Genomic DNA, 13384 nt, shown 5'->3' with positions numbered 1-13384 from the left:
CAGCGCTGTTACGCGGCGTGCCGCTCCAGGAACTCCCCGACCCCGGCCGCCCTGCGGTGCGGCAGCAGCACCCGCGCCGTCCCCGCCAGCATCGTCCGGATCCGCTCCGACCTGACCCGGTCCCCGTCGAGCAGATCGAGGACCCGGTGCCCCGCCGCGGCCGCCCGGTCGGGGGCGCCGGCCCTGGCCAGGTCGTCCGCGAGCTCCGCCCGGTAGAGCGCCAGGTTGCGGACGAAGTGCGGGTCCTGCAGCGAGGCGGCGCGGTGCGCGTGACGGGACGCCCGGGCCCAGTCGCCCACCGACGACCAGCACTGCGCCTCCAGATGCTCCAGCTCCGCCTCGCCGAAGAAGCTCATCCACTCCGGGTCCGCGTCCGAAGTGCCGTGCGCGAAGAGGGACTTGGCGCCGGTGAGAGCCTCGGCGCAGCTCGTACGGTCACCGAGCCCGGCCCAGCCGCCCGCCTCCCGCAGGGTCAGCAGCGAGAGCAGCCTCGGCGAGGACAGGTGCTTGGCCGCCCGCTGTCCCGCCTGCGCCGCCCTGACCGCCTCGCGCGGCCGCCCGGTGTCGCGCGCCAGGAAGGCCATGTTGCAGAAGGCGTGCGCCTCCAGTGCCGGGTCGGCGGACATCCGGGCGGTGGCGAGGGCCTCTCCGTAGTGCGAGCGCGCATCGTCGAAGCGGCCCGAGTCGTGCGCCAACCAGCCGACGGAGATGGCGAGTTCACCGGCGCCCGCGTGCAGCCGGTCGGACGCGTTCTGCCGGGCCGCCCCCGCGTCGAGCAGTGCGTACGCCGTACGGAGCGGCTGCGCGGCCCGGTGGTAGAGCCCGTCGGCGCCGTGCCGGTCGTCGAGCAGCCGGATCTGCCGTACGGCCGTCTCGACGGCCCGCACCTCGCTCTCGCCGACGCGGTGGTGCACCGCCCGCTCGGGCGCGGGGCCGAGCCCCAGTGAGACGGCCGCCATCGCGGCGGAACCGCTCGTCATGAATGCGCGACGCAGCACGTCGCTCTCCTCGTGGTTCTGGACTGTGTGGTTCGTGGGGTGCGGCAGGGGCGCGTCGTCCACTTCACGCGCCCCCCTTCCACGCACCGTCTCCCTGTCCGAGAACCCCAGATCGGTGAGGGTCAAACCCGGGAACATGTGCAGAAAGACGCGCTCGTAGGCGTAGTTGGGGCAGCGGATCTCGCCTGCCTCCACCCGGCCGATGTAGCGGGCGTCGCAGGCGACCTGTTCGCCGATCTCCCGCGCGGCCCTGCGGACCACTGCGGCGAACTCGCCGGGGGAGCGCGCTCCCCGCAGCCGTCGGAAGGCGGAATTGTGTACTGCCCGTGCTGCCCGTGACGTCGCCATGGCCGAGCCCTCTCTGGCGGTTGGTGCTGCCGGGAACGTACCGGCTGTGCCCGGCCGCTCACGCCCGGTTTGGCTACAAACGGGATATCTCACCCCTGATCTGCCATGAACTGCCATCCTTTACGGCGGCGTGGTGCCGTAGCCCTTGACGTCCTGGCGCGTTGAACCCTTGCGGACACCGCCACGGACGCGGAGGGGTTGCCTTGTTGGAGGCCAGCATGGAGATCAGCGGTTCGGTCACACACGCCACGACTGCCCGGCACAGGCCCCAGCAGGAGGCCAGCGCGCCACCACCGGCACCGGACGGCTGCGATCTGGTGACGGTCCCGGCCCGGCAGGGGCTCGAGGCCGTCGACATCCTGCGCCGCGCGGCCGGTACGGCCGAGGTGGGACCCGTCCTGCACGACGGCTCCTGCGACACCCTGGGCTTCCTGGTTCCGCCCGGTACGGCCGCGGGCTGGGACATGCCCGGCAGCGCGTGTACGGAGACGGACGGGCGGGGGCTGCGGATTCCTGCGGAGCCGCCGGTGAGCGGTGGGGGGTGGCTCCTTCCTCCTGCGGAGGACGCGCCCGTCACGGACCCGACGGTGCTGCGCGCTGCGCTGGGGGAGGCGGCTCGGCTCATCGAGGCCGCGGACGGGTGCCGCTGATAAGCCCCTCCGGCGATTGAGGAGCGGGGTCCGGGGCAGACCTCGTGCAGCGCGCCCGCGCCAAGAGACGGCGATAATGACGTCCGTGGCCAAAAACAAGCGTCAGGGGCGGGCGGCCCCCGAATCCGTCGTCGAGCCCGTCGACGGCGGTCTCGCCGAGCTGATACCCGACCGGGACCGTCCCCGCGCGTGGACCCTCCTCCTGGACGGCGCCCCGCAGTCCCACGTGGACCTCGACGATCCTCGCCACCTCGACTTCGAGTACCAGCGCCGCCTCGGCCATGTCGCCGACCTCGTCGCGCCGCTGCCCCAGCCGCTCCAGGTCCTCCACCTCGGCGGCGGCGCCTTCACCCTCGCCCGGTACGTCGCCGCCACCCGCCCCCGCTCCACGCAGCAGATCGTCGAGATCGACGGGCCCCTGGTCCAACTCGTGCGCCGCGCCCTCCCGTTGGACCCCGCCGCCCGCATCAGGGTCCGGTCCGCCGACGCCCGGGCGGGGCTCGCCAAGATCCCCGACGGGTGGGCCGACCTGGTCATCGCCGACGTGTTCAGCGGCGCCCGGACCCCGGCCCACCTCACCTCCGGCGAGTTTCTCGCCGACGTACGACGGGCGCTGAAGCCGGGCGGCTGGTACGCGGCCAATCTCGCCGACGGGCCTCCGCTCGCGCATCTGCGCGCCCAGATCGCCACCGCCGCCACGGTCTTCCCCGAACTGGCCCTGGCCGCCGACCCGACCGTGTTCCGCGGCCGCCGCTTCGGCAACGCCGTCCTGGTCGCCTCCGCCGTGCCGCTGCCGGTCGCCGAGCTGACCCGCCGTATCGCGGGCGACCCGCATCCCGGACGCGTCGAACACGGGCGTGCGCTGGCCGACTTCACCGGGGGAGCGGTCGCCGTCACGGATGCGAGCGCGGCCCCGTCACCCGCCCCGCCGCCCGGAGTTTTCCGCTAGCGGTTGTCGACCTCGACGGTCGGGGGGTGGTCGTTCCAGGTGCAGAAGACCGAATTGGAGTCGGTGCCCTGGGTGAACGTCACCCGGATCCACTCCGCCTGCTTCCAGACCTGCATCTTCCAGCCCGCCGTGGGTGTGGCCGAGACCAGCTCCGCCGACGAGGGGCCGAGGTCGAAGACGACCCGGCCGCCGGTGACCGTGTAGCTCTTCGCTTCCCTCGACAGTGACGACGACGCGGAAGCGGACGCGGACGACGAGGCGGAGGGTTTGCCGTCCGCCGACTTCGATGCCCCGGGGCTCCGGCTCGCGCCCGGCGACTGCGACGGCTTGCTGCTGCCCGGGCCGCTCTCCTCCGCCTTGTTGAGCGACGGAGCGCCGCCCTCCGGGCGCTGCGTCGAGTTGCCCAGTGCGTCCGCGCCCTTGGCCACGGCGAGCGCCGGAGGCGGGTCGTAGACCGTCCCCGCCATCACCGTCCGCACCCCCCACCACGACAGCGTGACCGCCGCGCCGGTGGCGAGCGTCCAGGCCAGGGTGTGTATGAGTCCGCGTCGCATCCGGCCCATCCTGCACCACGCGCCCCTCTGCTGTCCCGAGAGGCGGGAGGCTGCCCGGGGGTCCCCCGTATGGCGTACGGTGCCGCCCATGGCAAGTGTGCTCGTGGTCGAGGACGACCAGTTCGTACGCTCAGCCCTCATCCGGCACCTGACCGAGGCCTCCCACACCGTACGGAGCGTCGGCACGGCCCTGGAGGCGCTGCGCGAGGTGGCCCATTTCAGTTTCGACGTCGTGATTCTCGACCTCGGACTGCCCGACCTGGACGGGTCCGAGGCGCTGAAGATGCTGCGCGGGATCACCGACGTACCCGTGATCATCGCCACAGCGCGCGACGACGAGGCGGAGATCGTCCGGCTGCTGAACGACGGCGCCGACGACTACCTCACCAAGCCCTTCTCGGTGGAGCACCTCTCCGCTCGGATGGCCGCCGTACTGCGCCGCTCGCGCGCGACCGCCGGCGCCGAGCCGCCGTCCCGGGTGATCCAGGTCGGGGGTCTCTCCATCGACCCGCTGCGCCGCCAGGCCGAGCTCGATGGAGGCCAACTCGACCTGACACGGCGCGAGTTCGACCTGCTCGCCTTTCTCGCCGGGCGTCCCGGTGTCGTCGTACCGCGCAAGGAACTGCTCGCCGAGGTGTGGCAGCAGTCGTACGGTGACGACCAGACCATCGATGTCCATCTGTCCTGGTTGCGCCGGAAACTGGGTGAGACGGCCGCCAAGCCCCGCTATCTGCACACCCTGCGCGGGGTCGGAGTGAAGCTGGAGCCGCCGCGATGAGGTGGGCGCTGGTCAAGGTGTGTCTGGCGGTCACGGCGATGGTCGTGATCGCCTTTGCCGTACCGCTGGCGCTGGTCATCAAGGAGATGGCGAGCGACCGGGCGTTCTCCAACGCCGAGCGGCAGGCGGCCGCCCTCGGCCCCACGCTCTCCATCACCACCGACCCGGTCGCCCTCGACGGGGCCGTCAAGAGCACCGCGGCGGGCGCCGACGACCGCATCGCGCTGCACATCCCGGCCTCGGGGGAGCCCGGCTCGCTGCCGCTGGACCTCGGCACGGGGCACGCGACCGCCAAGGAGATCGAGGCCGCGCGCGCCCAGTCCGTCATCGCCCCCGTCAAGGGCGGCTCCGCGCTCCTCCAGCCGACCGCGCTGCCCACCGGCAAGGTCGCGGTCATCGAGGTGTACGTACCCGAGGGCGAGGTCTCCAACGGCGTCGGCACCTCCTGGCTGGTCCTCGCCGGCGTCGGGCTCGCGCTGATCGTCGGCTCGGTGGCGGTCGCCGACCGGCTCGGCGTCCGCATGGTGCAGCCCGCCCAGCGGCTCGCGGGCGCGGCCCAGGACCTGGGGGACGGCAAGCTCGGGGCGCGCGTTCCCGAGGAGGGGCCGACCGAACTGCGCTCGGCCGCCGTCGCGTTCAACTCCATGGCCGATCAGGTCGTACAACTCCTCGCCAACGAACGGGAGTTGGCGGCGGACCTCTCGCACCGGCTGCGCACTCCGCTCACCGTCCTGCGGCTCAATGCCGCCTCCCTCGGCGAGGGGCCTGCTGCCGAGCAGACCCGGGCCGCCGTCGAGCAGCTGGAGCGCGAGGTCGACACGATCATCCGGACCGCCCGCGAGGCCAAACCGCAGACCCAGCCCGCAGGAGCGGGCGCCGGGTGCGACGCCTCCGCGGTGATCCGGGAGCGCATGGACTTCTGGTCGGCGCTCGCGGAGGACGAGGGGCGCGAGGTGCGGCTCGCGGGCGTGGATCGTACCGTACGCATCCCGGTCGCCCGCGCCGAACTGGCCGCCGCGCTCGACGCGTTGCTCGGCAACGTCTTCCGGCACACCCCCGAGGGCACGTCCTTCTCGGTCGACGTCCACAACGGCGACGACGCCGTGATCGTGCTCGTCTCGGACGCAGGCGGCGGGATATCCGACCCCGCCTCCGCGATGGCGCGCGGCAACAGCGGGCGGCAGGCGGGCTCGACCGGCCTCGGTCTGGACATCGTCCGCCGGGTCGCGGAGTCCACCGGCGGCGACGTACGCATCGGGCGCTCGGTGCTCGGCGGGACCGAGGTCCGCATCTGGATCGCACTCGACGGCGGGCGCACCGCGGGGGGCGGGCGGGGACACCGGGTGCGCGGGAAGCGGCGCGGGTCGTCACGCAGGGGTGCCGGAGTCTGACCACAGTGGTACAGACCTTTAATCGCCCCCTTTGGCTTCCTTAAGCCCGCCCTAAGAAGTGCAACGGCCGCCCCAAACAGATCAATTGTCCGTTTCGGAGCGGCTAGCGTGCTGCCGCACCCACCCCCCACTTCTCCACTTCCCCCACTTACGTAATGCAGAGGCAGGCACGCGATGAGCACGACGACGCACCGGCGCAGAGTGAGCGGCAGGAACAAGGCAATAGGCGCGGTTGTGGCCCTGGGCCTGGCAGGCGGCGTGGCCTTCGCGCTGACGAGTTCGGCGCAGGCCGCCTCCGTCGGTGCCGCGTACAGCAAGACCAGTGGCTGGAGCGGCGGTTACACCGGCCAGTACGTCATCACCAATGACACCGACAAGGCGCTGGCAGACTGGAAGCTGGAGTTCGACCTGCCGGCCGGCACCAAGATCAGCTCGCTGTGGAACGCCGAGGACACCGTCAGCGGCCAGCACGTCACCGTGAAGCCCGCGAGCTGGGACACGACGGGGATCGCCCCCGGCAAGACGCTGACCGTCGGTTTCGTCGCCAACTCCGGTGCGGATGCCGGGGACCCGACCGGCTGTCTCATCAACAACACCGCGTGCTCGGTCGACTCCACGACTCCTCCGACCGCCACGGCGACCGCGACGCCGTCCGCATCGGCCTCCGCGTCCGCCACCCCCACCGCGACGGCGAGCGCCACAGCGACCGCGACCGCTTCCCCGACCCCGACGGCCACCTCCACCTCCGGCACCTCGACCGCCGCGGGCTTCTCGCCGTACGTCGACACCTCGCTCTACCCCGTGTACGACCTGGTCGCCCAGTCCAAGGCGACGGGCGTCAAGGACTTCAACCTGGCGTTCATCACCGACGGCGGCTCCTGCACCCCGAAGTTCGGCGGCGTCACCGACGTCGGCAGCGACGCCGTGGCCTCCCAGGTCGGCGACCTGCGCGCGCTCGGCGGTGACGTCCGGGTCTCCTTCGGCGGCGCGTCGGGCACCGAGCTGGGCACCAGCTGCTCCTCGGTCTCGGCTCTGCAGGCCGCGTACGAGAAGGTCATCTCCGCGTACAAGCTCACCAAGGTCGACTTCGACATCGAAGGCGGTGCGATCACCAACACCGCGGCCAACACCCTGCGCGCCAAGGCCATCGCCGGCCTCCAGTCCGCGCACCCGGGCCTCGAAGTCTCCTACACCCTCCCGGTCATGCCCGAGGGCCTGACCGCCGACGGTGTCTCCCTGGTCAAGAACGCGGCCGACAACGGTGTGAACATCGACGCCGTCAACATCATGGCGATGGACTACGGCGGCTCCTACTCCGGCGACATGGGTACGTACGCCGAGCAGGCGGCCACCGCCACGCAGGCCCAGGTCAAGAGCGCCCTGGGCATCTCGGACAGCGCCGCCTGGGCCAAGGTCGCGGTCACCCCGATGATCGGCGTCAACGACGTCAACACCGAGATCTTCAAGGTCGACGACGCCACCCAGCTGGCCACCTTCGCCAAGGAGAAGGGCCTGGCCTGGATCTCGATGTGGTCCGGCGCCCGTGACAAGGAGTGCTCCGGCGGCGCGAAGAACTACGCCGACCCGACCTGCTCCTCGATCGTCCAGGACGCGAACGCCTTCGCGAAGGCCTTCGCCGCCTACACGAAGTAACCCCACCCCGAGCCCCACCCCCCAGCGCGCCCCGGCCGGCACCCCCCCCACCCGGCCGGGGCGCGCGCCTCTGTCCGTACGAGCCGAAGGTCCCCCAGGACGGGCCGAACGGCGCCTGCCGCCCCGCCGGGACCGGCGCAGACTGAACTCATGAAGCTCATCAGCCGCTTCCGCCCCACGCCCTCACCGGCAGCCGTGGCCGCACCCACCGCCCCCGGCACCCGCGGTTTCGTCCACTCGCTCCTCTTCGACGCCAGGGACACCGAGCGCGGAGCGCTGATGTCACTGCGACTGGCGGGCGACAGCGTGCGCTGCCCGTACGCCGAGCACCCCGAGACCTGGTTCCGCAGTACGTCGTGCCGCCTGACCAGCGCCGACCTCCACGACTACGCCCTCCCGCACCTTCAGCACCTGCGCGAGGGCCGGGGCATGGAGATCACGGGCGGCGAACCGCTCACCCAGCCCGAGTTCACGTCGGAGCTCCTGACGACCTTCGCAACGTCGGGCATCCGCACGACACTCCGCACCAGCGGCCACGCCCCCGCCGACCTGGACCTCTCCCTCCTGGACGCCGCCGACGAGGTGATCCTGGACCTGCACGCCTGCGACGAGCGCACCAGCTGGGCCCTCCACCACCGCCGGGCCACCCCCGCCCTGACATTCGCCCGCCGAGCAACGGCACACGGAACCCCGCTCCGGATCTCGTACGCCCTGATCCCCGGCGTCACGGACACGGAAGCGCCCCTGACGGCGGCGACGGAACTCTTCAAGGAGCTGGCCTGCCCGGTGGACCTGCACCCCTCCACACGCCTGGCCCCCGCAGCCCTCGCCGAGACCCGCGCCCGCTTCGAGCAGGCAGGTCTCAAGGTCGCGGCGTGAGGCTCAGCGGTCTGCACACGAGAGAGCTCCAGCGGCCGAGAGGCAGGGGTCGTACCCTGCCCAGCGGCCACTGGAGCCCGTTCCTGCAGGTCAGGCGTTAGGCGTTCGCGCCCGACGCCTTCCACTCCGTCGCGTAGTCCAGGAAGATCTCGCGGAGGTGGTGGCCGATCTTCAGGTAGTCCAGGTCGTCCAGGTTGGCCAGTGAGACGCGCACCGACCACTCCGGGCCGTCGAAGCCGCCGCCGTTCAGGAGCACCACCGAGGTCTGCTCGGCCAGGCGGAACAGCGGGTCGACCGGCTCGTACGTCTTCTCCAGGAAGTCCGCGAAAGCCTTGCCGTGCACGCGCTCGGCCTCCGCGAGGAGGTCCAGCTCGATGTAGTAGCCCGCCCGCTGGGGGTCGTCGGCGATCTTCATCTGGGCGCCTTCGAGGAGCAGGTCGAGGCGCTGGTTCACGATGGCGCGGATCTTGCCCTTGTAGGCCTGGCCCTCCTCCAGCATGTCGAAGAGCGAGAAGAGCGTCATCATGACCTGCTGGGGGAGCGACAGGCCGGCCGTGTGGTTCAGCGCCACCTGGCGGGAGTCGGCGACCAGGCGGTCGATGAACCTGATCTTCTCCGGCTCCAGGGTGAGCGTGCCGTAGCGCTTGTTGAGGCGCTCCTTGTCCGCCTGCGGGAGCTTCGCGATCATCTCATCGATCACGTTGTCGTCGTGCAGACCGATGACGCCCAGGCGCCAGCCCGTGCAGCCGTAGTGCTTGGAGAAGGAGTACACGAGGAGGCAGTTGCGCGGGATGTCGGCGGCCAGCGAGCGGAAGCCCTCCACGAACGTGCCGTAGACGTCGTCCGTGACGAAGAGCAGGTTCGGGTTCTTGTTGGCGACGATGTCCTTGATCTGGTTGCCGACCCGCTCCGACAGCGCCAGCGACGGCGGGTTGCTCGGGTTGACCACGCAGACCAGCTTGATCGCCGGGTCCTCCAGCTTGGCGACCTCCTCCGTCGGATAGCGCCACTCGCGTACGCCGGTCTCGGTGAAGAGGGAGGCCTTGACGTGCACGACCTCGAACTCGTACGTGTCGAGCTCGGGGATCTCCAGGTACGGGGTGAAGACCGGCGTCATCAGCGCGATCTTGTCGCCCTTGTGCAGGATGCCGTTCTTCATCAGCGAGTCGAAGATGTAGCACATGGCGGCGGTGCCGCCCTCGGTCGCGAACAGGCTCAGATTGTCCTGCGGCGGCTGCTTGTTGAACATCTCGTCGCCGACGTACCCGCGCACGATCTTCTCCGCGTGCACCAGCATCCGGTCGGGGACCGGGTAGTTGTCGCCGACCGAGCTGTCGGTCAGCTCGTGGATGAAGTCGTCGCGGTCGAAGCCGAAGCGCTCGACGGCGTACGCGATGCACTTCTCCAGCAGCTCGATGCCCGGCAGGTCGGCGTGCTGGCGGACGTACGTGTCGAAGCGCTCGCCCGAGCCCTTCTTCTCCGGCATGCCGCCCAGGTTGTCGGCGGTCCACACCCGGCGGGACTCGGCGAGGGCGAAGTAGCCGAGCGCGTAGAAGGCCTCGCGGGGGCCCGTGGCGATCCAGTTCGGATTGCCGCGGCCCGCGTTCAGCATCTGCGCGCTGGACTTCTCCTTCTGGCCCGGCTTGTCCGCCTGCGCCGCCTGGGCGATCTGGATGAACTTGTCCTTCAGCTCGAACGGGCTGAGCTGCGCGAAGGACTGGATCTCTTCTCGGGTGAACGTCGTTTTGGGCACGGTGGGGACTCCCTGGTCAGTGGTTCAGGAGGACGATGACTGCGCCCCACACCGTCAGCAGCACGTTGCCGATGGCGTAGGGGATCGTGTAACCGAGCGTCGGGATCTGCGACTTGGACGTCTCGTTGATCGCACCGATCGCCGCCGTGGTGGTCTGGCCGCCGGCCAGCACGCCCATCAGGATCGGGAAGCGGATCTTCTGGATGTAGTGGCCCACGAGGAAGCCCACGATCAGCGGGATGATCGTGATCACCGCTCCGAAGAGGAGCAGGCCCCAGCCGGCCGACGAGAGACCGCTGGTGAAGCTCGGGCCCGCGTTGATGCCGACGACCGCGACGAACATGCACAGGCCGAGCGTGTCCATGAACCACTGGGCGCCGGGCGGGACGTTGCCGTACGTCGGGTACTTGCCGCGGATCCAGCCGAAGACCAGACCCATGATCAGGCCGCCGCCGGAGGTCGAGAGCGAGATCGGGACTCCGCTGACCGTCAGCGCCGGGATGCCGAGGCAGCCGCCGAGGAAGATGCCGATGCCCACCCAGACCATGTCGGTCGCGAAGCTGGTGGGGACGCGCTTGCCGATGGCCGCGCCCGCCGGGTCCACCAGGCGCTTGGGGCCGGTGAGGATGACGGTGTCGCCGCGCTCGATCTGCGTGGAGAGGCGGTAGGGGAACTGGGAGCCCGCCCGGTAGAGCTTGTCGACGTACACGCCGACCATGAACGGCTCCTTGCGCAGCTCGGCGATCGTCTTGCCGATCTGGTCCTTCTCGGAGACGACGACGTGCAGCGACTCGGTCTGGTAGCCGAGCAGTTCGATGTCGTCGGTCTCGGCGCCCACGTGCGTACGGGCGTCGAATTCGACGAGGTCGCCGCGGATGGCGCTGACGGCGACGATGTCGCCCTCCATCAGCGCGGTCTTCTGGTCGTGCTCGAGGATCGCCCCGTCGCGCCGTACGCGCGTGATGTAGACGCGGCGGCCGAGCTCCTGCTGCTGCTTCTCGAAGTCGTCGATCGTGCGGCCGACGAGGTCGGGGCGCTGGATCGTGTACGCGCGCAGGACGGCCTCGTAGTAGCCCGCGCCGAGGTCGGGGTCGCTGTCCGGGGCGTCCAGCTCGACGGCGAGCTGGGTGCACTCCGCGGCCAGGTCGCGGCGGTAGAGCTTGGGCAGGACGTTGGCCAGCAGCATCGCGCAGAGGATCGTGCCGAGCGGGTACGTCACCGCGTAACCGACGGCGACGAGGTTGGACTCCGACTTGACCTGGGCCGAACTCAGCCCGGGGAGCGTGGAGATGGCGTCCTGGGCGACACCGATGGCGGCGGACTGCGTGAGTGCGCCGCTCATCATGCCGGCGCCGAGCCCGGGTCCGTAACCGAGCATCGCGGCGAAGAGCCAGGAGGCGAGGAGGCCGGTGACACAGACGATGACCGCGTTGAGAACCTGCGGCAGGCCGTCCTTCTTCAGACCGCGGAAGAACTGCGGGCCGACCCGGTAGCCGAGGGCGAACAGGAACATGATGAAGAACAGGTTCTTCACCGTCCCGTCGATCTCGACCTTGAACTGGGCGCCGAGGACGAGCCCCGCGACCAGACAGCCGGTGACGGCGCCGAGCGCGATGGCCTTGTAGCGGACCTTGCCGACCAGGAAGCCGAGGGCGACGACCAGGAAGACGAGGAGTTCGGGGTGCGGGTTGAAGATGTTTCTGTTGAGGAAATCGATCATGATCCGGCTCCCAGGATGCCGACGAGCAGAGGCCCGGTCAGCGGCAGAAGGAAGTTGGAGAGGGTGTAGGTGATCGTGTAGCCGAGCATCGGGACCGAGCTCTGGGCCACCTGGGTGACCGAGGTGATCGCGGGGGTCGAGCACTGCTGGCCCGCGATGGCGCCGATCAGGAGCGGCGGCTCGATCTTCAGCAGCTTGCGTCCGACGATCAGCGAGAGCGTCGCCGGTACGAGGACCATCGCGATCCCCGCGAACGGCAGCAGCGCTCCGTACTCCTTGAGCAGCGGCCACGCCTGCGGGCCCGAGACCAGACCGGTGCACGCGATGAACACCGCGAGCCCCATGTCCTTGATCGTGGTGGCGGCCTGCGGCGGGAACGCCCCGAAGGTCTGCTTGCGGGAGCGGAACCAGCCGAAGAGCAGCCCGGAGATCAGACAGCCGCCGCCGGTGCCGAGCGACATCGGGACGGTGCCGAACTTGACGACGATCTGGCCGATCAGCGAACCGACCGCGATACCGAGCCCCAGGTAGATGAAGTCGGTGGCGTCGTTCTTGACGGCGGCGCCGATCCGGCCCGCCAGCTTGTTGAGGCCGGAGCGGGCGCCCACCAGGGTCACCACGTCGCCGCGGTGCACGACGGTCGTGCCGTTGGCCGGGAGGTGCTGGTCACCGCGGACCAGGTCGGTGACGTACACCCCGTCCTTGTAGAACTCCGGGTGCGCCTTCTGCAGCTCGTCGATGGTGATGTTCTCGACGGCCTTGTCGGTGAGCGCCACCTGGCTGGTGGCGAGCGGAGAGTCGAGGCCGGGCACGCCGGGCGTCTCGGGGCCGATCTCGCGTCCCGCCTCGATCGTGTTGGCGCGGCGGCCGACGACCAGGACCAGGTCGGAGAGGGTGAGTTCCAGGTCGGGGGAGGGCTCGAGGAACGTCGAGCCGCGCTTGACGGACTCGATCGTGATCCGGTTCTCGAGTCCCGACTCCAGCGCGCCGACGGTGGAGCCGTCGGCCTTGGTCACCAGGTACGTGCGCCCGACGAGCCCGGGCAGGGACTCGCGCTCGTCGGCCTCCAGGCTGCCGCTGGTGCCGCGGGTCTTCTCCCACAGCTCGCGCGAGGCGTCGCGGAGGTTGATGCGCAGCAGCATCGGCATGATCTGGCTCGTGTACATCACGATCGTGATCAGGCCGAAGAGGTAGCAGACGGTGTACGCGGTGGCCACATGGCCCTGGTACGTACTGATCTGCTCGGGGGTCAGACCGGAGAGCTGGCCGATGGACTCGGTCGCCGTACCGACGACCGCGGACTCGGTGGCGGCTCCGGCCAGGATGCCCGCCGCCGTGCCGACGTCCAGGTCGAAGGCCTTGGCCAGTCCGAGCGCGATGGCCACGACGGTGACCACCTCGATCCCGCAGAGCACGAAGAAGCGCAGGCTCTTGCGGTTGAGGTTGGCGAAGAACTGGGGGCCCGCCATGTAGCCGAGGGCGAAGATGAAGAGCGCGAAGAAGATCGTCTTCACGTCGCCCGAGATCTCGACCTTGGTCCAGGCGCCGATCAGCAGCGAGACGATCAGCGTGCCGCAGATGCCGCCGAGGGTGAGGGGGCCCACGCGCAGCTTGCCGAGGAGATAGCCGGCCGCGAGGCAGAGGAACAGTACGAGTTCGGGGTGGTCCTTGAGGATGCCCATGGCGGCTCAGCCGACAACTAGGACACTGA

11 protein-coding genes are annotated in these 13384 nt (G+C 70.4%); 6 read left to right on the top strand and 5 right to left on the bottom strand.

The annotated features are described in order from the left end of the window. Nucleotides 1-8: 8 nt before the first annotated feature. Nucleotides 9-1346 (bottom strand): hypothetical protein, encoded by a 1338-nt coding sequence (locus OG707_RS13015; RefSeq protein ID WP_329117669.1) that lies wholly within the window; start codon nt 1344-1346, stop codon nt 9-11. A gap of 218 nt (nt 1347-1564) precedes the next feature. On the opposite strand from OG707_RS13015, the gene OG707_RS13010 reads away from it, so the two are divergent. Further along, complete coding sequence (locus tag OG707_RS13010; RefSeq protein ID WP_329117667.1) at nt 1565-1996, top strand: hypothetical protein; 432 nt, start codon at nt 1565-1567, stop codon at nt 1994-1996. 85 nt (nt 1997-2081) lie between these two features. After that, the gene (locus OG707_RS13005) at nt 2082-2945 is read left to right on the top strand and encodes a spermidine synthase (protein WP_329117665.1); all 864 of its coding nucleotides are present in this window, start codon (nt 2082-2084) and stop codon (nt 2943-2945) included. On the opposite strand, the gene OG707_RS13000 is transcribed toward OG707_RS13005, so the two are convergent. Beyond that, on the bottom strand, nt 2942-3508 hold the full coding sequence (locus OG707_RS13000) for a hypothetical protein (protein ID WP_443071323.1): 567 nt from the start codon (nt 3506-3508) through the stop codon (nt 2942-2944). The two genes, OG707_RS13005 and OG707_RS13000, sit on opposite strands and share 4 nt — an antisense overlap. A 79-nt stretch (nt 3509-3587) precedes the next feature. Here OG707_RS13000 and OG707_RS12995 point away from each other — a divergent pair, with 79 nt between their 5' ends. The 4 genes from OG707_RS12995 (at nt 3588) to OG707_RS12980 (ending at nt 8200) form a co-directional block, all read left to right on the top strand. After that, nucleotides 3588-4277 (top strand): response regulator transcription factor, encoded by a 690-nt coding sequence (locus tag OG707_RS12995; protein WP_329117661.1) that lies wholly within the window; start codon nt 3588-3590, stop codon nt 4275-4277. Next, nucleotides 4274-5668 carry a sensor histidine kinase gene (locus OG707_RS12990; protein WP_329117659.1) on the top strand — a complete coding sequence of 465 codons (1395 nt, stop codon included), beginning with the start codon at nt 4274-4276 and terminating at the stop codon, nt 5666-5668. The genes OG707_RS12995 and OG707_RS12990 overlap by 4 nt, the downstream gene beginning before the upstream one ends. Before the next feature lie 174 nt (nt 5669-5842). Further along, nucleotides 5843-7321 carry a glycoside hydrolase family 18 protein gene (locus tag OG707_RS12985; RefSeq protein WP_329117657.1) on the top strand — a complete coding sequence of 493 codons (1479 nt, stop codon included), beginning with the start codon at nt 5843-5845 and terminating at the stop codon, nt 7319-7321. Between the two features lie 150 nt (nt 7322-7471). Continuing rightward, entirely contained in the window at nt 7472-8200 is a 729-nt protein-coding gene (locus OG707_RS12980; protein WP_329117654.1) for a radical SAM protein, read from the top strand. A 97-nt stretch (nt 8201-8297) separates the two neighbouring features. On the opposite strand, the gene OG707_RS12975 is transcribed toward OG707_RS12980, so the two are convergent. The 3 genes from OG707_RS12975 to aspT (OG707_RS12965) are packed head-to-tail and all read right to left on the bottom strand — an operon-like array spanning nt 8298 to nt 13355. Beyond that, entirely contained in the window at nt 8298-9953 is a 1656-nt protein-coding gene (locus OG707_RS12975) for a bifunctional aspartate transaminase/aspartate 4-decarboxylase (protein WP_329117652.1), read from the bottom strand. A gap of 16 nt (nt 9954-9969) precedes the next feature. Then, nucleotides 9970-11673 (bottom strand): aspartate-alanine antiporter, encoded by a 1704-nt coding sequence (gene aspT, locus OG707_RS12970; protein WP_329117650.1) that lies wholly within the window; start codon nt 11671-11673, stop codon nt 9970-9972. Next, complete coding sequence (gene aspT / locus OG707_RS12965) at nt 11670-13355, bottom strand: aspartate-alanine antiporter (protein ID WP_329117648.1); 1686 nt, start codon at nt 13353-13355, stop codon at nt 11670-11672. Before aspT (OG707_RS12965) ends, aspT (OG707_RS12970) begins: the two co-directional genes overlap by 4 nt. Nucleotides 13356-13384: the final 29 nt, after the last annotated feature.

It is taken from the genome of Streptomyces sp. NBC_01465, assembly GCF_036227325.1.
In the GTDB taxonomy this organism is placed as follows: domain Bacteria; phylum Actinomycetota; class Actinomycetes; order Streptomycetales; family Streptomycetaceae; genus Streptomyces.
This window is presented reverse-complemented; position numbering and strand designations above follow the sequence as displayed.

Excerpts from the sequence above, each read along its gene's own strand:
- OG707_RS13015 (WP_329117669.1), bottom strand. The coding sequence starts at position 1,346 with ATGGCGACGTCACGGGCAGCACGGGCAGTACACAATTCCGCCTTCCGA.
- OG707_RS13010 (WP_329117667.1), top strand. The coding sequence starts at position 1,565 with ATGGAGATCAGCGGTTCGGTCACACACGCCACGACTGCCCGGCACAGG.
- OG707_RS13000 (WP_443071323.1), bottom strand. The coding sequence starts at position 3,508 with ATGGGCCGGATGCGACGCGGACTCATACACACCCTGGCCTGGACGCTC.
- OG707_RS12995 (WP_329117661.1), top strand. The coding sequence starts at position 3,588 with ATGGCAAGTGTGCTCGTGGTCGAGGACGACCAGTTCGTACGCTCAGCC.
- OG707_RS12990 (WP_329117659.1), top strand. The coding sequence starts at position 4,274 with ATGAGGTGGGCGCTGGTCAAGGTGTGTCTGGCGGTCACGGCGATGGTC.
- OG707_RS12985 (WP_329117657.1), top strand. The coding sequence starts at position 5,843 with ATGAGCACGACGACGCACCGGCGCAGAGTGAGCGGCAGGAACAAGGCA.
- OG707_RS12980 (WP_329117654.1), top strand. The coding sequence starts at position 7,472 with ATGAAGCTCATCAGCCGCTTCCGCCCCACGCCCTCACCGGCAGCCGTG.
- aspT (WP_329117650.1), bottom strand. The coding sequence starts at position 11,673 with ATGATCGATTTCCTCAACAGAAACATCTTCAACCCGCACCCCGAACTC.
- aspT (WP_329117648.1), bottom strand. The coding sequence starts at position 13,355 with ATGGGCATCCTCAAGGACCACCCCGAACTCGTACTGTTCCTCTGCCTC.